Source organism: Methylomonas sp. 11b (assembly GCF_000515215.1).
In the GTDB taxonomy this organism is placed as follows: domain Bacteria; phylum Pseudomonadota; class Gammaproteobacteria; order Methylococcales; family Methylomonadaceae; genus Methylomonas.
This window is the reverse complement of sequence record NZ_KI911557.1, coordinates 5,234,054-5,255,714: the sequence shown is the minus strand read 5'-3', so window position 1 is coordinate 5,255,714 and position 21,661 is coordinate 5,234,054. Positions and strand designations below refer to the sequence as shown.

Below are 21,661 nucleotides of genomic sequence, written 5' to 3'. Positions count from 1 at the left end.
AAAAAAACAACACATTCAGCAGACATAACAAAAAAAACAGCGCTTTCATGAGACGTTTTCATTTCGGCAATAATTGAGCAAGCCTTTAAAGACCAAATCGCCGTCTACAATGCTTGGAAAGGCTAGGTGTCGAGCTAAGGTCTCCCCATCGCCGCCGCTCAATACCAACTGATACGCTTTGGGCTGACGCGCCAAGGCAGCCTCTACCAAGCCAGTCGCAGCTAACAAAGTACCGTTATTGATAGCCGCCGACGTGACAACCGCCAAACTTGTATCTGCCTGATCTTCGCTAAACGGTAGCGCGGCGGTATTGTCTGCCAAGGATTTTTTCATCAGCAACAACCCCGGACTAATTAAACCACCCAGATGCCTGCCATCGCTCTCGATGAAATCTATTGTGATAGCGGTGCCGCAATCGACGACACACGTATCCCCAGGATAATAACGATGTGCCGCCTGCAATGCCAACCAGCGGTCCACACCCAACTTCTCAGGGCGAGCATATGCATTTTTGACGTTAAAAGCGGTTTGCGAAGACTGCGGAATGATTACTTCAAGGCCTGGCCATATTGACCGCGCCATTTCGACCAGCAACAAGATCAGAGCATTTTCCGATACCGACGCAATAGCGATTTGCTTGGGTGCTGGGATATTCAGCCAATATTTACGCAAGCGTTCAGAGAAATCCGGCTGCCGATAATCCATGAACTGAGTCGGCTGAAGCCGACCGGCCTCTGCCTGGGTACATTTCAGACGCGAGTTGCCAATATCGACCAGTAAAATCATAATCGCCGGAAACTGACTTCGCCGGACGCAAACACGCGGGTTTGGCCATCCGCAAGTTCCAGCAACAACAGGCCTTGATCATCAATGCCCGCCACCACGCCGCTAAAGCTCTGCTCGTGCATAAAAATATCGACCTGTTTGCCTTGCATGGCATCGTAGCCACGCCATTCGTCGAGATAATGCCCCAGCGCACGGGTCTCGTACTCTGCCAGCACGGGTAACAACTGATTTAATAACTCGCCCACCAACCGATTGCGTTTACCATGAAACGACGCGGCCAAAATGGCGTGCAAATCGACCCAATCCTGCTCGATAGCTTGTCCTTCATGGGCCGGCAAATACACATTTAAACCCAAACCTATCACCGCGTGGCAAGGTCCGCTGGTTTCTCCTGAGACTTCAATTAAAATCCCCGCCAATTTACGTTGGCGCCAATAAATATCGTTCGGCCATTTCAACCCCACATCAACAATGCCGAAACCTCGCAACGCGCGGATTACCGCTACCCCGACCGCCAGACTCAACCCGCTGATCGCAGCCGGCCCACCCTGGAAGCGCCACAAAATCGATAAGTAAATATTGTGACCAAACGGCGAAACCCAATACCTGCCGCGCCGCCCTTTCCCAGCGGTTTGCCGTTCGGCCAGACAGACTGAGCCGATGCCAGCGCCCATCCGCGCCTTTTCCAATAAATGAGTGTTGGTAGAGTGAATCTGATCGTGAATTTCCAGCTCACCCAACAATGATTTTGCATGTCCATCCAAGTGCTGATCGATCTGCTGCTCATCTAACAACTGTAAAGGGTGTTGCAAGCGGTAACCTTTACCTGAAACCGCTAGTAACTCGATACCGAATTCGGACAATGCGCTTAAGTGTTTCCACACCGCCGAACGACTAGCGCCCAGCAAGCCCGCCAATTCGGTCCCCGAGTGAAATTGGCCGTCCGCCAGGACATGTAACAACTGTTTGAGTTTAGGAGAGATCAATCGCCAACCTGCCGAACGCTCTGTAAAAATGCACTACGCAGCTAGAACTCGTTTTTATCACGCAATTGTTGCAATTGTTTTTTGACGACATGCTTGATCAATAGCTCTCTATCGTCTTCAGTGAGATTGACATACTCGACACAGATAGAAAACGGCCGTTCCGGACTCTCTTCGGCAATATCCTTGCACTGGACGACGTTCGCGTAGGCCACGATCACCGCCATACACGAGGTCAGCAGCATCCGCAGTTCCAGTAGTTCGCCGACTTCTATCGGCGTTTCATTGCTAAAAGCCAAGCCAGTCGCGCTGAGACTTACTTCGCGGGTATCGTGTTCGGAAAATTCCTCGCTCTGTGCGCTAATGGCTTGCGCGATCAGGTTGATTTTGGTGTCGATGATCTTCAGATATTCGAACATTTCCGGATCACGTCTTTCCAGGCGCGGCGACAACATGCGCGCTTCCTGCGCCAATACGTCCAAAGCGGACGTCAATGAACAATTGCCCAATACATCATTAGAAACATGACTCAAGGCGTCGACATTTTTTTTGTCGATGACTTTATGCAGCAGATTTATCGTGTCGTTGACTCGAAAATAACGCCTTTTTTCTTCAATTTCATCCGCCATGGTGTGCTCGTCCTCGGTCTACTTAAGTGGGGTAATATTACGAATAAAGAATTTTAGCTTAAGCGGCTTTAACTGTTTAATTCCGCAGCGTCAATCGGAAATAGTAAGGTCGTAACTACGCATCAAGCCGCTAACTTCTGCGCGCGGCAGACGGACGGCAGGCAAGATCAAATCCGTGGATGTTAGTCCGGCCAGCTGCAAAGATTCTTCTTCTACGTACAAATCGTTAACGTCGTAAATTTGCAAGGCCTGGAAAATTGCCGAGGTATCCTTTAAATCTAATCCAGCAGGTTGCTGCTGATTTTTCAATTGCCAAACGGCATCGTCGACAAATAGTAATGCGACGTGCTGATCAAAGGCCGCGGCCGTCAAAATTGCGTCCAGAGTTTCTTGCAGATGACCACCGCTGTAAGGCAAGCGGCGCATGATAAATAGATAGCGTTTCATTGCACAGTTAACCGAAGACAATACTGCGGTCAGCCAACAATGTGGCTTCCAGCCATTGCCCTAAACCGGCTATCCGAAACCCTGGCGCCGTGTCGTCATCCTGCTTACCCTGCCGCGCTGCCTCATCAAGACACAATAAACCCCGGCGCTGTGCCGCCGAGATGCATACCACTAAATCCACGCCATATTGCTCAGCTAAAGCCGACCAATGTCGAGTAATCGAGAATTCGTCCTCCGGAGGCTGAGCATACCGAAAAGCATGATAGACACCTTCTTTGTAAAAAAATACTCGCAGAATTTGGTGCTCGGCCGCCAACGCCGCCTGAATAAACCGGTAGGCATTCAGCCCGGCATTGCTGGCGTAAGGACTGGCATTAACTTGTACGGCATATTTCATCGCGCTGTAAAATAATCGTTAAACTCAATATTCGGCGTATTTTAATACGAGCACACTCAAGCTGCCCGTTTTTGCCGCACATTGTTTTGCCATTGAACCAAATTTACTGCTTCCAGTCCGAGCTTCCATGACACTTAAGCCTTTTATTTTCAGCCTTGGCCTGATCCTGTTCTGTTCGTCACCGCGCGCCTTGGACATCGAAAAAATCCAACTGCCGGACATGGGCGATTCGGCAGGGGCCATCATTTCACCCGCTCAGGAAAAGGAATTCGGCGAAGCATTTTTTCGTAATTTGCATCAACAAGCCGAGATTAATCAGGATGTGGAAATTCAGCAATATATCCAAAGCATAGGTCGGCAATTAGCATCGCATAGCGACACGCCGTCCAATCCCTTCCACTTTTTTGTCGTGATGGACCCCAATATCAACGCCTTCGCCGGCCCGGGCGGATACATCGGGGTCAATTCCGGCTTGATTCTGTTGACCGAAGCGGAGAGCGAACTGGCGTCGGTAATGGCTCACGAGATTGCCCACGTTACTCAACGCCACTTATACAGATCGATTGAAAAAGCCAGTAAATTGTCGATCCCAACCGTCGCCGCCACGTTAGCGGCGATTTTAATCGGCACCCAGTCACCCAATATGGGTCAAGCGGCTTTAATGGCAATCCAAGCCGGCAATATTCAGTTTCAAATCGACTTTACCCGCGACCACGAAAAAGAAGCCGACCGGGTGGGCATGCAAACCCTGGCAGGCGCCAATTACGACCCGCGCAGCATGCCGACTTTTTTCGAACGCTTGCAGCAATCCACCCGTTATTACGGCAAAGGCGTACCTGAATTTTTAAGAACGCATCCGGTATCCGAGAACCGCGTCGCCGACACCCGCGGCAGAGCTGAAATCTATCCGTACCGACAATATCCGGACTCATTAGCGTATTTGTTGACCAAAGCCAAGCTTGCCGTACTATCTGCGCAGGACAAACGCACTCCGCTACAGCATTTCACTACGCTCGAAATGCAAGGCACGCCGGAGCAAAGAGCTGTGGCCCGTTATGGCATGGGTTTGGTGTATTTGGAAAATCAACAATACGCCGCCGCCAGCGAAATTTTTCAAAAACTCACCGAGCAATATCCACGGCAACCGCAATATATATCGGCGCTGGCCCGCACGGCCATGGATGCGCACGACTACGAAAAAGCCGGCAAATTATTTGAAAAAGCGATTAATACCTTCCCCAGCAACGACGCGCTGAAAATCCAATATACCCGCAGCCTGGTCAAGAACGCTCAACCGCAACGCGCAAAACAAGTGTTACAAAGCTTGTCGGACAGCGAGAAAGACCAGCCGTATTATTACGAATTACTCGCGCAGATTTTCGCAGACCTCAAACAGCCTGGGGAATCGCATCGCTACATGGCCGAGTACTATTACGCCAGCGGCGAAACCGAAGCGGCAATCATGCAAATCAGATTGGCAAAACAACAGAACGATCTCAGCTTTCAACTACAGGCCATCCTCAACGAACGGCTAAATTTCTTTCTCAGCGAGGAAGAATCGCGCCGAATGGAACGCTAAAACAAAACATTAGAAAAGCCTGATACAAGCTAAGTTTCTGTTTAAGAAAATTAATTTCGTGGCGAAACCATTTCCCGAAATAAAACTGTTTTTTTTGTTGGACACCCGGTTTTTTTTAAAATACACTTCGCCCACCTTGAATACGGAGTGCGTTCAACCTTAACGGGTTGTATCTTTGAGGGGGGAGGGAAACAGCCTGTAAAACGGCTGATAATAATAACTATAAAATAGTAATTGCTTGACTAAACTGCCCTAAGGCAGGCGTCCAACACTATAACAATAATAATTACAACAAACAGGACGGGCCCGCGTATAGCGGGCTTTTTATTGCCTGTCGTTTTACACTCCCCACCTAGCCGCTTGCAGCCTCGATTGGCCTAAGTGCGTCATTTATCTTATAATTCAACCTTGTCCGCTCGATACTGTTACAGTCTACCGGGCAAAGCTCCCCCGCAAACTCAGATAAGGTTTAATCATGGCACGCGTTACCGTTGAAGATTGTTTGGAAAATGTTGAAAACCGTTTCAAATTGGTGTTACTCGCCAGCAAAAGAGCACGGCAGTTGGAAAAAGGCGCCGATGAATTCATTCCGCGCGGCAAAGACAAAGACACTGTCCTGGCACTTCGTGAAATTGCCGCTGGCTTTGTTAACGAAGAAAATATCGATCGTTTGCATCGCGCCGGATACGTTTCGGAAACCCATCTGGAAATCTAACGCCCATGCCCGAGATAGCTGTCAAACCCGCACCAGCGCTACCTGCTATCGAGCATCCTGAAGAAAAACTTCTTCACCAGCTCTGCGAGATCCTGCGCAGCTATCTCGACCAAGAACAAATCAACGATGTGATCCGCGCCTACCATTTCGGCGCGGCCGCTCATTCCGGGCAATTCCGCAGAAGCGGTGAAGCCTATATCTGCCATCCGGTATCCGTAGCGATTACACTAGCCAGCATGCACATGGATCACCATGGCATCATGGCGGCCATTCTGCACGATGTCATCGAAGACACCCCTATCAGCAAGGAACAACTGGGGGAACAGTTTGGCGTCGAAGTTGCTGAACTGGTTGATGGCGTGACCAAACTCTCCAAAATCGACAGCCGCTCCCGTGCCGAAGCGCAAGCGGAAAACGTCAGAAAAATGTTTCTGGCCATGGCGCAAGACCTACGGGTAATCGTGGTTAAACTCGCCGACCGTTTGCACAATATGCAAACCATGGGTAATATGCCGGTCGATAAAAAACGCCGCATTGCCAAGGAAACGCTGGAAATTTACGCCCCCATCGCCAATCGGCTGGGCATGAACGACGTGCGGCATCAGTTGGAATCGTTGGGCTTTAAAGCGCTCTATCCCAACCGCTATACGGCTATCAATAATGCCGTGAAAAAATCGCGCGGTAACCGCAAGGAAATCATCGACACCATCCAGAATGCCATCCAAAATCGTCTAAACGAATCCAACTTGGACGGCGCAGTGGCGGGCCGCGAAAAAAACATCGCCAGCATTTATCAAAAAATGCTCAGCAAACGGATTTCCTTTACCGACGTTTTTGATGTCTACGCTTTCCGCATTTATTGCCATCAGGTAGACGACTGTTACCGAGCTTTAGGCTGCGTGCACAATTTATATAAACCCGTTCCCGGCCGCTTCAAGGACTACATAGCCTTGCCCAAAGCCAACGGTTATCAATCGCTGCACACGATATTGATAGGTCCCTACGGCGTGCCTATCGAAATTCAGATTCGCACCCACGAAATGCACCGTCTCTCGGAATCTGGGATTGCCGCGCATTGGCTATACAAATCCGACAACGATAAAAGTGAAACCATCCAGGCCCGCGCCAACGAGTGGCTGCGCGATTTGCTGGAGATTCAAAAATCCGCTGGTGATTCGCTGGAATTCATCGATAACCTAAAAGTCGATCTGTTCCCGCAAGAAGTTTTCGTGTTTACCCCCAAAGGCAAAATCATCAAGCTGCCGCGCGGCGCGACTATTGTCGATTTTGCTTATCTGGTACATACCGATGTCGGCAACGCCTGTATTTCCGCGCGCATCGACAAGAAACTGGTGCCGCTTCAAACCAAGCTGGAAAACGGTATGACGGTGGAAGTCATTACCGCCACTTGGGCCAGACCGAATCCCCTTTGGCTGAACTACGTCACCACCGCCAAGGCCCGCAGCTGCATCCGCGCCTATTTGAAAAACTTCAATCAGCAGGAAGCGATCAATCTGGGCCGCCGCCTGCTGGAAAAAGAATTGCAAAGCCTGGGCATTCAACTGGAAAATGTCGATAACACCCGTATCATCCAGGTATTGCAGGTGTTGAAAAAACACTCGATGAACGAGTTGCTGGAAGACATCGGCCTGGGTAATCGCATGCCTTTCCTGGTGGCCAAACGCATCAGCCAAACCGACGTTAACGCGGCCGTCAAACTCGACGACAACGAATCCACACACAAAACCCCTTTAATCATCAAAGGCACCGAAGGCATCGTCGTGAGCCTAGCCAAATGCTGCCGGCCAATTCCCGGCGACTCGATTATCGGCTTCTTCAATCCCGGCAAGGGCATCGTCGTCCATCATCACGAATGCCGCAACAGCAACGAAGTCAGAAAAAAACAGACTACTTGGTTGGATGTGGAATGGAGCCCGGAAGCCAGCGGCGAATTCCCCGCAGAAATTCGCATCGAATTGTTAAACCAACGCGGTTCGCTGGCCACCATCGCCTCGACCATCTCCAGCATGGATTCCAATATCGAAAATATTACCGTGGTCAGCCAGGATGATCGCGTATCGGTGGATTTGCTGACCTTAGCCGTGAAGGATCGCGTGCATCTGGCCAATATCATCCGCAAACTGAAAAAACTCTCCATTGTTTTAAAAATTACCCGCATCAAGGCATAGCATGAACAAGGAAATCATCTCGACACCTCTGGCCCCGCAAGCCATCGGCACCTATTCGCAAGCCGTCAAAGTCGGCGAGACGGTTTATTTATCCGGACAAATCCCGCTTGACCCGGAAACCATGCAAGTCGTCGACGGCGACATTGCCGTGCATATCCGCCGAGTATTCGATAACCTGAAAGCCGTAGCCGAAGCCGCCGGCGGCGATTTCAACGACATCGTCAAACTGAATGTGTTTCTGACCGATTTAAGCAATTTTCCTATCGTCAACGAAATCATGGCCGAATACTTCAGCCAACCCTACCCCGCTCGCGCCGCGATTGGCGTTGCGGCATTACCCAAAGGCGTAGGCGTGGAAATGGACGGCGTGATGGTATTGCGCAACGAATACTACTGATAAAGCCAACGGGGCGCTTTAACTGGCCTCATTTGTGTATTCATGAATCATCCGGAACCGCATAAACAGCCTGTCACCTCGCTGACAGGCATCGGTTCACAATCCGCCGCCCGCCTGGAAAAACTGGGCATCCATACCCTGCAAGACCTATTATTCCACCTACCCTTGCGTTATCAGGACCGCAGCCGTATCGTTCCCATCGCTCAATTATTGCCGGGCATGACCACGTTGGTCTGCGGTACGGTCGAATTTACCGACAGCATCCAGCGTGGCCGGCCCAGCGTGATTTGCCGCATTGCCGACGACAGCGGCAATTTGTCGATCCGGTTTTTTCACTTCACCGTCCAACAAAGCCAACAACTTAAACCCGGCACCCTGCTCGGCTGTTTCGGTGAAATCCGTTACGGTTACAACGGCCTGGAAATGGTGCATCCGGAATATAAAATCGTTTCTGCTGCCGAGCAACTCCTGGAAACCACGTTAACACCGGTTTACCCGCTGACCGAAGGTATTTCCCAATCCGCATTGCGTAAAGCCATCAAACAGGCATTAGCACTATGTTTGGCAAGCGACAACGCGATCACGGACTGGCTACCGGCCAATTTGTTGGCCGAGTATGGCTACCCTACGCTGAACGACGCGCTGCAAACTCTACACAATCCGCCACCGCAGTTATCGGCGGAGATCATCAGCGGCGGCTCCCTGCCCGCCTTAAAACGCCTGGTTTTTGAGGAATTTTTAGCCCACCATCTGGCGCTACTGCAAGGCAAATTGGCTTATAAAAGCTGGCAATCGCCGGTTTTCGAAATAAACCAGGCTGCGAAACAGGCATTTCTGCAAGGCTTGCCGTTTCAACTGACCGCTGCGCAACAGCGAGTGACCGCCGAAATCGAAAGCGATTGCCGCCAAGCACAACCGATGCTGCGCCTCGTGCAAGGCGATGTCGGTTCCGGCAAAACCGTAGTGGCCGCTTTGGCAAGCTTGCTTGCTTTGAACTCGGGTTATCAAGTCGCGATCATGGCGCCAACGGAATTATTGGCCGAACAACACTTTCGTAACTTCAGCCTATGGTTCGCCGAGACCGGCTATCAAGTGCTGTTTCTGACCGGCCAATTGAAAGGTAAAGCCCGGCAATCCACGTTGGACGCCCTGGCAGACGGCACGGCCAATATCGTGATTGGCACGCACGCGCTGTTTCAGGATAGTGTGCATTTTCATAAGCTGGGTTTGATCGTTATCGACGAACAGCACCGCTTCGGGGTTCATCAACGATTAGCCCTGCGCGAAAAAGGCCAGCATGGCGGCTTAAGACCGCATCAATTAATCATGACCGCCACGCCGATTCCGCGGACCTTGGCGATGCTGCAATATTCCGACCTGGACATTTCCATCATCGACGAGCTGCCGCCCGGCCGTAAACCCATCGCCACCAGCGTGATTTCCTCGGCACGCCGGGAAGAAGTCATCGGCCGCATCGAACATTGGGTCGCGCAGCAACGGCAGGCCTACTGGGTCTGCACCTTGATCGAAGAATCGGAAGTTCTGCAATGCGAAGCCGCCGAGAAAACCGCGGCCTATCTGTGCCAAGCTTTGTCGAATGTGCGCGTCGGACTGGTGCACGGCCGGATGAAAGCCGCTGAAAAAGACGCGGTAATGCAGGCCTTTAAAAATCGCGATTGCGATTTATTGGTCGCCACCACCGTGATTGAGGTCGGCGTGGACGTACCCAACGCCGGCTTGATGATCATCGAAAATCCGGAGCGTTTGGGCTTGTCGCAATTGCACCAATTACGTGGTCGGGTTGGCCGCGGCAATCAAGACAGCTATTGTCTGCTGTTATACCAGTCACCGCTCTCGCAAGCCGGCAAGCAACGACTGGCTATTCTGAAAGAAAGCAACGACGGCTTCGTCATCGCCGAAAAAGACTTGGAACTGCGCGGCCCCGGCGAAGTCATGGGCACTCGCCAAACCGGGCAGATTCAGTTCAAAATCGCTGACTTGAGCCGGGACTGCGACTTGCTGGAACTGATCCCGGCCGCCGCGCAATTGATCCATCGCCAACACCCCAACGCCATTCAACCGCTGATCCAACGCTGGATCGGCCATAGCCGCCATTACGCCGAGGTTTAACGCTTGCCCGACAAAAGTTTTCTATTCAGCCGTCCGCCCATCTGGAAAAGCCACGAACAGAGCAGCCAACGGCAACTGCCGGACAATTTGCAATCCTGGCTTAATGAAACCGGCTCGCTGACCAAACGTCTGCGCGGCATACACGGCAAGCGTTTCGGCGTAAAAGTGCTGTTCCACCGCTGGAAACCGGCTTTCATAGACGAATGCCGGCTATTGGGCTTGCCGCCGTGCCGCTACCAATTGATCCGCGAAGTGCTGTTGCACGCCGATGGCGAGCCCTTGGTGCTGGCTCGCACCATCCTGCCGGAACCCACCATCGAAATCGCCCATCGCAATTTATCCCATCTCGGCACCAGGCCCTTGGGTGAAGTGATTTTCGCTTATCCGGATTTGGAGCGCCGCCAGCGACAATTTAGCCGGGCCGATAGCGGCATTTGGTCGCCAGGTCTGCAAACGGCGGTTGGTGTTGATGAGGCTATTTGGGGACGCCGAACTGTCTACGCAATCCATCGGCAACCGTTGCTGGTGGCAGAGTTTTTTTTACCTGCGGTGCTGACGCCGGCAGTTGAACACCCGCCGGAAACCGTTAAGCCGTTTATTCAAAAATCTTGAATATCACTTCGGCTACCGACGCCACCAAATCGCCATCTACACTCTGTTCGCCGTAGCTTTGTTGCGGCCGAGAATAGTCTTTCCGAAAGGCTTTTTTGAATTGTTCGGAATCGGCTTTTTCCTGTTTAGCAGCGATTTTTTGCTGATTCAAAATCTGACCGCCGGCTTTTTTCCACTCCAACAGGTGGCTGATTTGCCCGCCGTCCAGCCAAATGCCATGGCTTCTGCATTGGTCGATAATCACACCGCTGCGATAGCCGTAGATCACCCGATTCATTAACACCTGGCACACCGGGCATTTCAGATATTTTACCGTAGCATTTTTCGGATACCGGTCTTGGTTGATGTTGCTCAGCAGTTCTAAATTAACGGTAACAACCGGCGCTACCGCGCTATCCAGCAAGGTTTCAATTTCACCGGGATCGAAAAATAAGCCATAGCAGTTGGCGCACCGCTCAATATGCAAGGCACCAGCGGCATCCAGACTGATAGTTTGCAGGCTTTGTGCGCATTCCGGGCACACGCGCTCGCTGGTGGAATCGATGACTTGATAGTCGTGCTTGCCTTGCAAGTCAATATCGTTGCGGACCCCGCAATAACTGCAATATTGCGTGTTAGCGGGTAAAGGCGCGGAACAACTGGTGCAATTGGCCATGCTAAAACTTGTCCAATATTTGTTGTTTCTTGGCGGCGTATTCGGCCTCGGTTATCAGCTGCGCTTCGAATAGCTGCTTCAATTCGGTAAGCTTGGCGACAGTTTGATTACTATCGGTAGCAGCCTGATTAGTCGTCGCGCCCAGCGATTGAGCCATGCTTTGCCCCAAGCCGATGCCGGCCCCCATCCCCATGCCAAGCCCGGCGCCGCCGCCCTCATTGCGGGCGGCTTCGCGCAAGGCATCCAGCTGTTGCACCTTGGCGTAATCCAGACCCACCGCTTGCGCGGCTTGCGCTTCAGCGGTCAGATCGGCAATCCGGTTGATGCGGCGCAAGGTATCTTCATCGAAATCGGTACCTTCGATGCGAAAATCGCTAATGCTAAAACCCAACTTACGAAACACGATGGCCAGTTTAATGGCTATGCCACGAGCTATTTCGTCACGGTTGGCGTCGATGTCGGCAAAGCTATGCTGGCATTCCGCCAGATAATCGGAAATCGGGTTGATGATTCGCGCGGAAAGAATGTTGCGGAAATCGTCTATGCGCATTTGGTTGTGACTGCCGACGATGTTGACGAAGAAATCGTTGGCATCGGCTATTTGGTAGCTGTAGTTGCCGTAGGCTTTTAACGCGACCGGGAAATGATATTTCGGGTCCTGATATTTGATTGGCGAGGTAGTGCCCCACTTCTGATCGAGAATCTTGGTTTTACGGAAGAAATAAATCCCCACCTTATGTTCACTCTCGAAAAACTGCATGAATTTCTTGATCGTGGTCCAGAACGGCACGTTATCAGTCTCTAGGTTGATTGTGCACTGTTCTTCGATAATCGCCTTAACCTGGCCCTGATACACAAAAATACAGCCCTGTCCCGGACCGACGATCAATTTGGAGGCATTTTTAATTTCGTCGCCGTTTTCAGTCCATTGCGCCAACAACAGATCGGGGTCGGGATTTTCCCACTCGATAACCGAACGCAGTTGCCGTTTGATACCGTCTATAAATGCCATTACTACCCTCGCTGGACTGGAGAAGAAGTGATTAATTGCGTAACATCGCGGTTTAAGTATGGCAAAAAACTGGAGAAGCGGTGGCGATCAGAACATATAAGGGCAAACAGCCCAACGTCGGCAAAAATGTTTACATAGATGACGCGGCGGTCGTGATCGGCGATGTGACAATCGGCGACGATGTATCGGTGTGGCCAACCACGGTGATACGCGGCGATGTGGAAGCCGTCAGCATCGGCGACGGTACTAACGTTCAGGACGGCGCGGTATTGCACGTCTCCCACGCCGGCGACTATTCTCCACAAGGCCATCCGTTAACAATTGGTAAAGGCGTAACCATCGGTCATCGCGCCGTAGTGCACGCCTGTACGATAGGTGATTATTGCCTTATTGGCATAGGTGCCATTGTGATGGACGATGCCGAGTTGGGAGATTATGTGATGTTGGGTGCGGGAGCGCTGGTGCCGCCCGGCAAGAAGTTGGAAGGCGGTTATTTATATGTTGGTGCTCCAGCCAAGCAGATGCGGGCACTTACCGACGAGGAAAAAAACTTTCTGGAATATTCCGCCAAACATTACGTGAAGTTGAAAAACGACTATTTAGTCTAATCAGCGTGAATTTCAAACTACATAGACTGTATCGGTGTTTTGCGTCCAACAGCCTATTTTTATAACTAGCCGGCGTTACCTAAAATACCGGCTAGCTCGTTCCGGGCATAGATTAATGAATGTGCACTTCCCTCGATTTTGATTTATCACTCCTTGCCAACGTGTAGTCGTCCTGGTCGCCCAGCATGGGCGTGCCATCACTATTGAGCTGTATCAATGTCCCTTCGTCTTTGATGCTGAATTTGCGATTCAGATCGTTTTTATTGGAGGTTAACGACAGTATGCGAGTTTTATCATCCCAGTCGTACTTACCTTTTTCGTAAAACTCTCTGGAAGAGGCTTTTGCGTATTGGGTGACCAATAAATAATTGTTCTTTTGTTTCAAGGACAAGGTCATTTTGAAACCATCGCAATCTTTTTCCTTACACGGCAAGTATCCGTAAAAAACTCCACGAAATCCCTCGGTGTTTTCTGCCAGATTGGCATGAGCGGAGTGATCCATATCTTTCTGATGAATCATTTCCCGCGCTTTGAGGGTTTTTTCCTGGAGTTGCTTGTCGGATTCCGCCCAAGCCGGGTTGAGCGCCGGAAGCAATGCACCTAAAAAAATCACCGTCACATTTTTTTTAATTTTTCTAGTCAATGTTTGCATATGAGATTTTTCTATTCATGTGATTAAAGTAATTAGACAAGATCAAAACCGAAGACTACCAGGATAATCGTTAATTTCAACTTCGCGAGTATTTTATCGCCGATATACACTCCGTTTTCCAAACTTTTCAAATAAAAGGCCGCCGGTTTTTCCAGCCAAACCGCGCCTGGACAGATTGGGGAAGCAGATGATAGCGCATAATCCAAGCGCTATTTGCGGACAGTCTTTGCGAAAACAATGGCAAACGCATAATATTGATACGATATTTGTTTGACAAGCCCGCTCATTTCTTTTATTGTTTCGATTCGCTACCATGAAGCGGTCCGGAAATGCCTAAATCAGGCTTTTTCAATCTGGCACTGCTTATATGGAGGTGTAACGCAATTCCTGGCTGATGCATTCAATGCTTTCAGCGAAATATTCGATCTGGCTCGGCGGCATGCCTTTGGTATCGGAGAAATCGCTGTAATTGACGTCAAATCAGTGCCGGCCCCGTTATAGGGCGAACAGGTTTTTCAATACAAATTCGGTTCGGCACTGACCGATTTACTATTACAAGAGGTAAAACCATGACAGAAGTAAAACAAGAAAAAGATAACTTCGTGTTGTATGTGGTGCTGGCTACCGCAGTTGTTGTTGGCGCCATCCTGGCGGTAAAAATGAGCGAAAACGAAAAATTTGCCCCCATCAAGGACCAAATTGCCGAAGAGAATCGCTTGATGAACATCCGCGTCATCGGCAACCGCGAGGATTAATTATGATGAAAACAACGTTTATCGGCACCCTGTTAGCCTCTTTGTTGTTGACCAGCCCCGTCCAAGCTACCGAATATATTTATCGAGACATTATGGCGAACACTCTGGCCCCAGAGCATTGCCAAGTTGAGAGCAAAGCTAAGGAAAATGCTGCCAAAAACTACAATATCGACAGATTCAGTAAGAAATTTTGCCAATCCCAAGGTTACGGTTGGCATGTTGATGAGATTAAAAGTACTGGCAATACGGTTTGCGACACCTGCAGCAACCCACAGGAAGCCAAATGCCGTCAGCAAGATGTCGTAGTTAGTTGCAAACGGATTAAACCGGGTACGGTCGGTATGCTGCCCGGCAAAGGATAATCTAAAAGCACATCCTAGGGATCGGCAATCCCGAATTTTCCACACCTGTCGCCGCCGGAAAACTAAGTTTACCGGCGGCCCCGCCAGCCTGAATCAGGGTTGCAACCATTCGATAATATGATCTTCCAGATCGGTGACTTGCGATTCCTTAATCGCATAACTGCCGATAGACACCCCAGCCTCTTTCACCGACTCGCTAGTCCCGCTAATCAAAGGATGCCAGTTGGGCAATCGCTCACCGTCGGTTAACAAGCGATACGCACAGGTTGACGGCAACCAGTTGTACTCGGCGAAATCGTGTTGCTTCAAGTCGATGCACTCCGGTACCAGCGTGCAGCGCTCGCTGTAACGGGTACAACGGCAGCTCTCCAAATCGATCAAATCGCAGGCCACGCTGGTAAAGGCAATTTCGCCGGTGTCTTCGTCTTCCAGCTTATTCAAACAACACTTGCCGCAGTTATCGCAGAGCGATTCCCACTCTTCAGTGCTCATTTGCGCCAAAGTCTTGGTTTCCCAGAAATTCATCGTCTTATTGCGGTTTAAGCTGGCGCAACTGATAGTGCAGCACCGCCCAGGAACCGAGCACGGCCAACACGGAAGAGATCATCAATAGCAAAATAAACTCCGAGAAACTCAAAAACAGTAAGTCAAATGAACTGTTATACAAGGTCGATAGTTTCTCCACCGGTGTTTCCAGGATCAACAGCATGATCGTCATAATCAGCCAGCCTAGAAAACCCGAGATAAAACCCAGCCAAAAACCGGTGTACAAAAATGGCCGTTGAATAAAAGCATGGGTAGCACCGACCAATTTGGAAATAAACACCTCGTCCTGGCGATTCTGCAATTCCAGACGAATGGTATTGCCGGTGATGAATGTAACCGCAAAACCCAGCAGCAGACTAACCAACATCACGCCGCGGCTGGCGATCAGCATGATGGTTTGCAAGCGCGCCACCCACTGCATATCGACCTGCACGAAATCGACTTGCGGAAATTGCTTAAAATCGGCCATCAACTTCTCGATGTCTGCGTTACTTTCCAAAGCATTTTTCGGGACTACCTGAATCACGCTCGGCAAGGGATTGCTTTCCAGCGCATTTAACGCATCTCTGAAGCCGCTATTGGCTTTGAACTCCTCCAACGCCTGTTTCTTGCTGATGAATTTGACTTCCATGACACTACCGTTTTGCTGAATTTGCTCGGCGAGTTTCTGCCCGGCCGCGTCGGTAATGTTGTCGTGCAAAAATAGGGACATCTGATTGCTGGACTCCAGATTACCCGTCAATTGCTGAATGTTGGCGACGACGATATAAAAGCTGCTGGCCAAGGAAATGGCAATAGCTAATACCAGTATGGTCATGGCAGAGGTAAAAGGCGTGCGACTCAATCTGCCCAAGCTGGAAAACAGGCCGTGAGCATGATTGAGCAGATAGGCTTGAAATAACTCGACCAGCCTGCTGCCAGCTTGTTTGCGGTGATTCTGTTTCATCGTCAACTCGCTATCAAATGGCCTTTATCGAGCGTCAACACTCGATGGCCGAGATGATTAATCAACTCTATATCGTGGCTGGCTATTAACACCGTGACCCCGACTTGTTTGAATTGTTCGAACATGAACATCACTTCGGCGGACAGATCCGGGTCCAGATTTCCCGTGGGCTCGTCGGCCAAGATTAATTTAGGTTTATTGACAATCGCCCGGGCGATACCAACGCGCTGTTGCTCCCCACCGGACAGCGCTAAGGGATGTTTTTTTTCCTTACCCAACAGTCCCACTTTATCGAGGGATGCGCGCACCCGCCGCGCCACTTCCTGATGGTTGTAGCCGGACACTACCAAGGGCAAGGCCACGTTATCAAACACGGTTCTATCATTCAGCAATTTGTAATCCTGAAAAATCAGGCCCAAGTTGCGACGCATATAGGGGATCTTCCGCTCGCCGATACGAGTAATATCCTGGCCGTCAAGCAATACGCTGCCGCGCGTGCATTGCTCCATCATCGCGATTAACTTCAGCAAGGTACTTTTACCGGCGCCGGAACGGCCGGTTAAAAATGCCATTTCGCCCCGATGCAAGTGAAAACTGACATCTGTCAGAGCTTCACCGGCATCAGGATAGCGTTTGCTTACGTGTTCGAATCTCAACATGGAATCAGTCTGTTACGTGTCATTCTTGAACAAATAGGGCATCAACGAAGTTTTGCGCATTGAAATCCTGTAAATCGTCAATCTGCTCACCCACACCAATAAAACGAATCGGAATATGTAGTTGATTAGCCAACGCAAAAATAATGCCGCCCTTGGCGGTACCGTCTAGTTTGGTTAAGGCGATACCGGTCAGTTCCACCGCTTCGTTGAATAGTTTAGCCTGCGACAAGGCATTCTGTCCGGTGCCAGCATCCAGGATCAGCAACACTTCGTGAGGTGCGGACTCGTCCAGCTTGGTCATGATGCGTTTGATTTTTTTCAACTCGTCCATCAGGTTGGACTTGGTATGCAACCGTCCGGCCGTGTCAGCTATCAGTACATCCACCCCTTTGGCTTTGGCGGATTGCAAGGCATCGAAAATCACCGACGCCGAATCTGCGCCGGTGTGTTGGGCCACGACTTGAATATCGTTACGCTCACCCCAGGTTTGCAACTGCTCCACCGCTGCCGCCCTGAAGGTGTCGCCCGCCGCCAACATCACGCTATGGCCTTGTTGCTGCAAGCGTTTGGCCAGTTTACCGATCGAAGTTGTCTTGCCGGCACCGTTAACACCTACCACCAGAATCACGAACGGCCCATCCTGCTTGGGAATTTGCAGCGGCAAACTGCAAGGCTCCAGCATGGCTAATAAGTTTCGCTTCAAGGTTTGGCTTAACACCTGACCATCTCTAAGCTGATCACGCTCCAGACTATCGGTCAGTTGCTTGATCAATTGCGTGGTGGTTTCGATACCCAAGTCGGCCATCAATAACTGGGCCTCGATGTCCGCCAATAACTCCTTGGTAACCGCTTTTTGCCCGAATGCCAAACTGCTCAGCACCCCGCCCAAGCCGCTTCGGGTTCTTTTCAGTTGGGTGGTTAAACGCAAATATAAAGAATCTTCGCTACTTACCTGAGGTGCTTCCGCAGGCGCCTGTTCAGTTGCAACAACCTCGACGGCTTCGAAGGCTAGACTTTCGTCATCTGTTCCCGTGTTATAACGGCTATAAAACAAGATTCCCAGCAACGGCAACATCAGTAACGCCGCAACCGCATTATGCGCAACTGCCAAAGCCAGAGGCAGCTGGTACTTGACGCTAAAAATCCCCAGTGCGATCTGCACCAATAACACCATACTGAGAATGTTTCCCGCCAAACGTACCGGTTTTGGATAACGTTCCGAAGTAGCGGACAACATCAAGGCACTTAAGACCAAGAAAGTAAAAGCCGCCAACACACGATGCAGCGCCTGAATCGCCATTTTCGCATCGGCCGAAAGACCACTGTCTCTGAACAGATCCAAGATGTTCAGATAATCGGCTCCCGGTAACCATTCGCCGTTACAACGTGGAAAATCGCTGCACGCCAATCCTGCATAGTTGCTGCTGACCCAGCCACCAAGCACAATCTGCGCCAGTAAGACCAGCATCGCCAATCCGGTAAATAAAACCGGGCCGCTACGAACCGGCCTTAGCTCGGCAGCCGGGTTAAGTCGTAAATAACTCCAGCCCAAGGTCCAAAACGTGAAAAACCCTAGTAACAGATGCGCCGTTACGACGCCTGATCGCGTGCCGGAAGTAACCGCCCACATACCCAAACCGGCTTGCCCGGCAATCAGAAGCAATACCAAGACAGTCAGAATCAGCGCGGGCGAACGCGGTTTTTCCTTCCACGCCAAGCCAAACCAAATCAACACCACTATCGCCAACCCACCCGCCAAGTAGCGGTGTGTCATTTCTTTCCAGGCCTTTGCAGTATCCAAGGCATATTGCGGAAATCCTGCGGCAGCGTCGGCTTTAAATTCGGCGCTGTCGCTGACGAAAGCCTTGCCGTAACAGCCAGGCCAATCCGGACAGCCCAAACCAGCGTGGGTTAGTCGGACATAGGCGCCGACGATAATGACTAGCAGCGCCAAAAACGCGCAGCACAGAGTTAATTTTCTGAACATGTTTCTAACCGATTTGTGAAATTCTGAGTAACTTGCTTAAGTCGCTTTTGACTTGATAAGGGTCGTAGCCAGGGGCGTATTGCATCATTAGGTTCCCCAAGGGATCCATAATGATCAGCATACCTTCGGGCAAAGACTGTGAGCTTAGTTGTTTTAGTTTGTCCAGCAATGAGTTGGCCGGCAAGGCTTTTAACAAACGCCCGTCATCACGCCATTCTGCTGGTAGCTGATACGTTTTGTCGAACAGCACGGCCAAGCGCCGGATCCGGGCAATATCCTTACCCATCATTAATGTCAGTTGATGCGTTTTGTACAAGGCATCGCGACATGTTTCCTCGCAATTCTGCGGCACCGGATTGACTAATACCCAGTGGCCTTTCAACTCCTGCATGTTTTGCGCGGAAAATGTATCGTAGCCGGAGAACTCATCGACTGAGGTAACTTGCGGTGGATTGATCAGCGCGCCATTGTTGGTGCCTAATTTAACTATCTCGGGATTTTTTGCCAAAAACCAAGCAAACCCAAAGGGCACGATGGACATGGCAAATATCACTATGATGGTGATGCGGTTTTTTTTATATTGATTATCCACGGTTTATTTTTCGACTACTGATCCAAATAAATAGGGCTGTTAATGTCAGCGCCAATCCGAACCATTGTACTGCATAGGCTCTATGTTTTTCAGGCGGGATTGCGACGGCGATCTTCCATTGCCGTTGGTAGCCCTCGGGCTGCGCCGGATCAAGTTCGATCTGATAATCGGCCAACGCATATCCCAACTTATCTGCCAAGAGTTTGCTATCTAAAACTTGTACCCTGACCGGCCAAGTCTCCCCTGGAATTTCCGCACCCTTTAATTTCAGACCAGGCTCGAGAAAATGGTTGATTCTGCCACGCACTTGTTGCGTAGCCATGCCGATACTGATGTCCGGTAAAACTTCACGTGAGTCGCCTAATTCGACCCAGCCGCGGTTGACCAATATGCCTGGCTGGCCGCCGTCGGGCAAAAACGGGGTTAAAACCAGGTAGCCGGGTTTACCGTTCAGCATTTGGTTATCCAGCAAAATCTGGTGACTAGCATCGTAATGACCACTCACTAGCACGGGTCGATAGCGTAAAACATCCGTATCGATTTCAGTTTGCCGAGTTAAATCCAAGGCTTCCGCATTGGCAGCATCTTGCTGTTGCGCCAATAAAATCGTCTTCTGTTCGCCGCGTCCCAATTGCCAAACGCCCAAACTGCAAAGCAAGCCGAATAACAGCAGATATCCGATTAGCGCGAGAAATGAGCAACGGAATTCGATACCCATCGTGCTAAATTTGATCATAAATGAAAGCTCCAGTATGAATATGCGCTATTGGCAAGCGTACCCGAATCGCCGAGAATGCAGGTTTTTATTTATTAACGCCGCCATGCTCATCAAAACGCTCACTATCGTCGCCTTCCTGGCCATCGTCATCAGTCTTGGCTCCGCGCTGTTTCATATTGTCAAACACAAGGAAGACAGCGATTCGGCAAAGACTGCCAAGGCGTTGACCATGCGGATCGGCCTGTCGCTGGCTTTGTTCATTCTGTTGTTCATCGCCTACGCCACCGGGATAATTCAACCCCACGGCATCGGTGCCCGCATGCATGCCAATCAAAACCCGCCAACAACAATGTCAAACCCCTAAGAACCGACAAAAAAAAAGCGCGATCTGCACAGACCGCGCTTTTTCCGTTGTACTTAACAGCTTTTACATCATGTAAACGAACACGAACAGACCCAACCAGACCACGTCAACAAAATGCCAATACCAAGCAGCGGCTTCAAAGGCAAAGTGGTTTTCCGGTGTGAAATGACCTTTCCAGCTTCTGAACAACACTACCGATAAAATAATCGCGCCGACGCAAACATGAAAGCCATGAAAACCTGTCAGCATGAAGAAGGTTGAACCATAAATACCTGAGCCCAATGTCAGACCCATTTCGTGATAGGCTTCGTAATACTCAGTCGCTTGAAATCCCACGAACAAAAAGCCCAAACCAACGGTAGCGATTAAACCTTTTATCAGTTGGTCGCGATTTTTAGCTAGTAAGCCGTGATGCGCCCAGGTGCAGGTTACGCCACTAGACAAAAGCAACAGGGTATTCAGGAACGGTAAACCAAAAGCTCCCATCGGTTCGAAATCACCACCCACCTTACCGGGACCATTAGTCGGCCATACTGCTTGGAACGCCGGCCACAAAGTATCGTGTGTCGAACGACCAGGGCCACTTGGAAGGCCTGTCTCGCCCAACCAAGTCACGGATAAATTACGGGTGTACCAAAGCGCGCCGAAGAAAACGGCGAAGAACATGACTTCGGAAAAAATGAACCACATCATACCCATCCGATAGGAAATACCGACGCCATGATTGTACATACCGGATTCGCTCTCGGTTGACTGCAAGGCAAACCACAACCCCAGCATCACCAAAAAAATTACGAAACCCGTCAGCATCATCCCGGAACCTATCGACGAACCGTTCAAATGATTAGCAAACCCGGCCAGCGTCATCATCAAGCCGCCGGTAGCTAAAACCGGCCACACGGCTTTATGCGGTATGTAATAACTATCGTGTGTAGACATAT

25 protein-coding genes are annotated in these 21,661 nt (G+C 50.4%); 10 read left to right on the top strand and 15 right to left on the bottom strand.

Going from position 1 to position 21,661, the window contains the following annotated elements:
• Positions 1-45: 45 nt before the first annotated feature.
• From METH11B_RS0125185 to tusD, 5 genes are all read right to left on the bottom strand, one after another.
• Complete coding sequence (locus METH11B_RS0125185; RefSeq protein ID WP_026604413.1) at positions 46-786, bottom strand: type III pantothenate kinase; 741 nt, start codon at positions 784-786, stop codon at positions 46-48.
• Entirely contained in the window at positions 783-1,772 is a 990-nt protein-coding gene (birA, locus tag METH11B_RS0125180) for a bifunctional biotin--[acetyl-CoA-carboxylase] ligase/biotin operon repressor BirA (RefSeq protein ID WP_231499672.1), read from the bottom strand. The genes METH11B_RS0125185 and birA overlap by 4 nt, the downstream gene beginning before the upstream one ends.
• Positions 1,773-1,813: 41 nt before the next feature.
• Positions 1,814-2,398 carry a PilZ domain-containing protein gene (locus METH11B_RS0125175; RefSeq protein ID WP_020482108.1) on the bottom strand — a complete coding sequence of 195 codons (585 nt, stop codon included), beginning with the start codon at positions 2,396-2,398 and terminating at the stop codon, positions 1,814-1,816.
• 90 nt (positions 2,399-2,488) lie between these two features.
• Positions 2,489-2,845, bottom strand: a complete 357-nt coding sequence (gene tusC / locus METH11B_RS0125170; protein WP_026604411.1) for a sulfurtransferase complex subunit TusC — start codon at positions 2,843-2,845, stop codon at positions 2,489-2,491.
• A 7-nt stretch (positions 2,846-2,852) separates the two neighbouring features.
• Positions 2,853-3,242, bottom strand: coding sequence for a sulfurtransferase complex subunit TusD (gene tusD, locus METH11B_RS0125165; protein WP_026604410.1), 390 nt, complete (start codon positions 3,240-3,242; stop codon positions 2,853-2,855).
• A 127-nt stretch (positions 3,243-3,369) separates the two neighbouring features.
• On the opposite strand from tusD, the gene METH11B_RS0125160 reads away from it, so the two are divergent.
• From METH11B_RS0125160 to METH11B_RS27400, 6 genes are all read left to right on the top strand, one after another.
• Positions 3,370-4,821: a M48 family metalloprotease gene (locus tag METH11B_RS0125160; RefSeq protein WP_026604409.1), complete on the top strand. Its 1,452-nt coding sequence runs from the start codon at positions 3,370-3,372 to the stop codon at positions 4,819-4,821.
• A gap of 475 nt (positions 4,822-5,296) precedes the next feature.
• A complete protein-coding gene (gene rpoZ, locus METH11B_RS0125155) occupies positions 5,297-5,536 on the top strand; it encodes a DNA-directed RNA polymerase subunit omega (protein ID WP_020482113.1) in 240 nt (79 codons plus the stop codon).
• A 5-nt stretch (positions 5,537-5,541) separates the two neighbouring features.
• Positions 5,542-7,725, top strand: a complete 2,184-nt coding sequence (locus METH11B_RS0125150) for a RelA/SpoT family protein (protein ID WP_020482114.1) — start codon at positions 5,542-5,544, stop codon at positions 7,723-7,725.
• Between the two features lies 1 nt (position 7,726).
• On the top strand, positions 7,727-8,122 hold the full coding sequence (locus METH11B_RS0125145) for a RidA family protein (RefSeq protein WP_020482115.1): 396 nt from the start codon (positions 7,727-7,729) through the stop codon (positions 8,120-8,122).
• Positions 8,123-8,164: 42 nt separating this feature from the next.
• The gene (gene recG, locus METH11B_RS0125140; protein ID WP_026604408.1) at positions 8,165-10,252 is read left to right on the top strand and encodes an ATP-dependent DNA helicase RecG; all 2,088 of its coding nucleotides are present in this window, start codon (positions 8,165-8,167) and stop codon (positions 10,250-10,252) included.
• 3 nt (positions 10,253-10,255) lie between these two features.
• Positions 10,256-10,864 carry a chorismate--pyruvate lyase family protein gene (locus METH11B_RS27400; RefSeq protein WP_026604407.1) on the top strand — a complete coding sequence of 203 codons (609 nt, stop codon included), beginning with the start codon at positions 10,256-10,258 and terminating at the stop codon, positions 10,862-10,864.
• Here METH11B_RS27400 and METH11B_RS0125130 read toward each other — a convergent pair.
• Both METH11B_RS0125130 and METH11B_RS0125125 read right to left on the bottom strand, forming a co-directional pair.
• A complete protein-coding gene (locus METH11B_RS0125130; protein ID WP_026604406.1) occupies positions 10,848-11,519 on the bottom strand; it encodes a TFIIB-type zinc ribbon-containing protein in 672 nt (223 codons plus the stop codon). The genes METH11B_RS27400 and METH11B_RS0125130 overlap by 17 nt on opposite strands.
• Before the next feature lies 1 nt (position 11,520).
• Positions 11,521-12,531 (bottom strand): SPFH domain-containing protein, encoded by a 1,011-nt coding sequence (locus METH11B_RS0125125; RefSeq protein WP_026604405.1) that lies wholly within the window; start codon positions 12,529-12,531, stop codon positions 11,521-11,523.
• A gap of 80 nt (positions 12,532-12,611) precedes the next feature.
• On the opposite strand from METH11B_RS0125125, the gene METH11B_RS0125120 reads away from it, so the two are divergent.
• Positions 12,612-13,139, top strand: a complete 528-nt coding sequence (locus METH11B_RS0125120) for a gamma carbonic anhydrase family protein (protein ID WP_026604404.1) — start codon at positions 12,612-12,614, stop codon at positions 13,137-13,139.
• 112 nt (positions 13,140-13,251) lie between these two features.
• On the opposite strand, the gene METH11B_RS0125115 is transcribed toward METH11B_RS0125120, so the two are convergent.
• Positions 13,252-13,791 (bottom strand): copper resistance protein NlpE, encoded by a 540-nt coding sequence (locus METH11B_RS0125115; protein ID WP_020482121.1) that lies wholly within the window; start codon positions 13,789-13,791, stop codon positions 13,252-13,254.
• Positions 13,792-14,360: 569 nt separating this feature from the next.
• On the opposite strand from METH11B_RS0125115, the gene METH11B_RS0125105 reads away from it, so the two are divergent.
• Both METH11B_RS0125105 and METH11B_RS0125100 read left to right on the top strand, forming a co-directional pair.
• Positions 14,361-14,546 carry a hypothetical protein gene (locus METH11B_RS0125105; RefSeq protein WP_020482122.1) on the top strand — a complete coding sequence of 62 codons (186 nt, stop codon included), beginning with the start codon at positions 14,361-14,363 and terminating at the stop codon, positions 14,544-14,546.
• 2 nt (positions 14,547-14,548) lie between these two features.
• Positions 14,549-14,908, top strand: coding sequence for a hypothetical protein (locus METH11B_RS0125100; protein WP_026604403.1), 360 nt, complete (start codon positions 14,549-14,551; stop codon positions 14,906-14,908).
• A gap of 93 nt (positions 14,909-15,001) precedes the next feature.
• On the opposite strand, the gene METH11B_RS0125095 is transcribed toward METH11B_RS0125100, so the two are convergent.
• Genes METH11B_RS0125095 through METH11B_RS0125070 form a run of 6 tightly spaced genes read right to left on the bottom strand, consistent with a single transcriptional unit; the run spans position 15,002 to position 20,374 of the window.
• Positions 15,002-15,433, bottom strand: coding sequence for a YcgN family cysteine cluster protein (locus METH11B_RS0125095; protein ID WP_026604402.1), 432 nt, complete (start codon positions 15,431-15,433; stop codon positions 15,002-15,004).
• 4 nt (positions 15,434-15,437) lie between these two features.
• Positions 15,438-16,400 (bottom strand): permease-like cell division protein FtsX, encoded by a 963-nt coding sequence (gene ftsX / locus METH11B_RS0125090; RefSeq protein ID WP_026604401.1) that lies wholly within the window; start codon positions 16,398-16,400, stop codon positions 15,438-15,440.
• A gap of 2 nt (positions 16,401-16,402) precedes the next feature.
• Entirely contained in the window at positions 16,403-17,059 is a 657-nt protein-coding gene (gene ftsE, locus METH11B_RS0125085; protein ID WP_026604400.1) for a cell division ATP-binding protein FtsE, read from the bottom strand.
• 19 nt (positions 17,060-17,078) lie between these two features.
• Positions 17,079-19,046, bottom strand: a complete 1,968-nt coding sequence (gene ftsY / locus METH11B_RS0125080; RefSeq protein WP_026604399.1) for a signal recognition particle-docking protein FtsY — start codon at positions 19,044-19,046, stop codon at positions 17,079-17,081.
• Positions 19,047-19,050: 4 nt separating this feature from the next.
• On the bottom strand, positions 19,051-19,638 hold the full coding sequence (locus METH11B_RS0125075; protein WP_026604398.1) for a hypothetical protein: 588 nt from the start codon (positions 19,636-19,638) through the stop codon (positions 19,051-19,053).
• Positions 19,631-20,374 carry an SURF1 family protein gene (locus METH11B_RS0125070; RefSeq protein WP_026604397.1) on the bottom strand — a complete coding sequence of 248 codons (744 nt, stop codon included), beginning with the start codon at positions 20,372-20,374 and terminating at the stop codon, positions 19,631-19,633. The genes METH11B_RS0125075 and METH11B_RS0125070 overlap by 8 nt, the downstream gene beginning before the upstream one ends.
• Positions 20,375-20,390: 16 nt before the next feature.
• Here METH11B_RS0125070 and METH11B_RS27395 point away from each other — a divergent pair, with 16 nt between their 5' ends.
• Positions 20,391-20,720, top strand: coding sequence for a twin transmembrane helix small protein (locus METH11B_RS27395; RefSeq protein ID WP_026604396.1), 330 nt, complete (start codon positions 20,391-20,393; stop codon positions 20,718-20,720).
• A 63-nt stretch (positions 20,721-20,783) separates the two neighbouring features.
• On the opposite strand, the gene METH11B_RS0125060 is transcribed toward METH11B_RS27395, so the two are convergent.
• Positions 20,784-21,659, bottom strand: a complete 876-nt coding sequence (locus tag METH11B_RS0125060; protein ID WP_020482131.1) for a cytochrome c oxidase subunit 3 — start codon at positions 21,657-21,659, stop codon at positions 20,784-20,786.
• Positions 21,660-21,661: the final 2 nt, after the last annotated feature.

Bases quoted from the DNA above. Each gene is read 5' to 3' on its own strand.
- METH11B_RS0125185 (WP_026604413.1), bottom strand. From the start codon at position 786: ATGATTTTACTGGTCGATATTGGCAACTCGCGTCTGAAATGTACCCAG.
- METH11B_RS0125175 (WP_020482108.1), bottom strand. From the start codon at position 2,398: ATGGCGGATGAAATTGAAGAAAAAAGGCGTTATTTTCGAGTCAACGAC.
- tusC (WP_026604411.1), bottom strand. From the start codon at position 2,845: ATGAAACGCTATCTATTTATCATGCGCCGCTTGCCTTACAGCGGTGGT.
- tusD (WP_026604410.1), bottom strand. From the start codon at position 3,242: ATGAAATATGCCGTACAAGTTAATGCCAGTCCTTACGCCAGCAATGCC.
- METH11B_RS0125160 (WP_026604409.1), top strand. From the start codon at position 3,370: ATGACACTTAAGCCTTTTATTTTCAGCCTTGGCCTGATCCTGTTCTGT.
- rpoZ (WP_020482113.1), top strand. From the start codon at position 5,297: ATGGCACGCGTTACCGTTGAAGATTGTTTGGAAAATGTTGAAAACCGT.
- METH11B_RS0125150 (WP_020482114.1), top strand. From the start codon at position 5,542: ATGCCCGAGATAGCTGTCAAACCCGCACCAGCGCTACCTGCTATCGAG.
- METH11B_RS0125145 (WP_020482115.1), top strand. From the start codon at position 7,727: ATGAACAAGGAAATCATCTCGACACCTCTGGCCCCGCAAGCCATCGGC.
- recG (WP_026604408.1), top strand. From the start codon at position 8,165: ATGAATCATCCGGAACCGCATAAACAGCCTGTCACCTCGCTGACAGGC.
- METH11B_RS0125130 (WP_026604406.1), bottom strand. From the start codon at position 11,519: ATGGCCAATTGCACCAGTTGTTCCGCGCCTTTACCCGCTAACACGCAA.
- METH11B_RS0125125 (WP_026604405.1), bottom strand. From the start codon at position 12,531: ATGGCATTTATAGACGGTATCAAACGGCAACTGCGTTCGGTTATCGAG.
- METH11B_RS0125115 (WP_020482121.1), bottom strand. From the start codon at position 13,791: ATGCAAACATTGACTAGAAAAATTAAAAAAAATGTGACGGTGATTTTT.
- METH11B_RS0125105 (WP_020482122.1), top strand. From the start codon at position 14,361: ATGACAGAAGTAAAACAAGAAAAAGATAACTTCGTGTTGTATGTGGTG.
- METH11B_RS0125100 (WP_026604403.1), top strand. From the start codon at position 14,549: ATGATGAAAACAACGTTTATCGGCACCCTGTTAGCCTCTTTGTTGTTG.
- METH11B_RS0125095 (WP_026604402.1), bottom strand. From the start codon at position 15,433: ATGAATTTCTGGGAAACCAAGACTTTGGCGCAAATGAGCACTGAAGAG.
- ftsX (WP_026604401.1), bottom strand. From the start codon at position 16,400: ATGAAACAGAATCACCGCAAACAAGCTGGCAGCAGGCTGGTCGAGTTA.
- ftsE (WP_026604400.1), bottom strand. From the start codon at position 17,059: ATGTTGAGATTCGAACACGTAAGCAAACGCTATCCTGATGCCGGTGAA.
- ftsY (WP_026604399.1), bottom strand. From the start codon at position 19,046: ATGTTCAGAAAATTAACTCTGTGCTGCGCGTTTTTGGCGCTGCTAGTC.
- METH11B_RS0125070 (WP_026604397.1), bottom strand. From the start codon at position 20,374: ATGATCAAATTTAGCACGATGGGTATCGAATTCCGTTGCTCATTTCTC.
- METH11B_RS27395 (WP_026604396.1), top strand. From the start codon at position 20,391: ATGAATATGCGCTATTGGCAAGCGTACCCGAATCGCCGAGAATGCAGG.
- METH11B_RS0125060 (WP_020482131.1), bottom strand. From the start codon at position 21,659: ATGTCTACACACGATAGTTATTACATACCGCATAAAGCCGTGTGGCCG.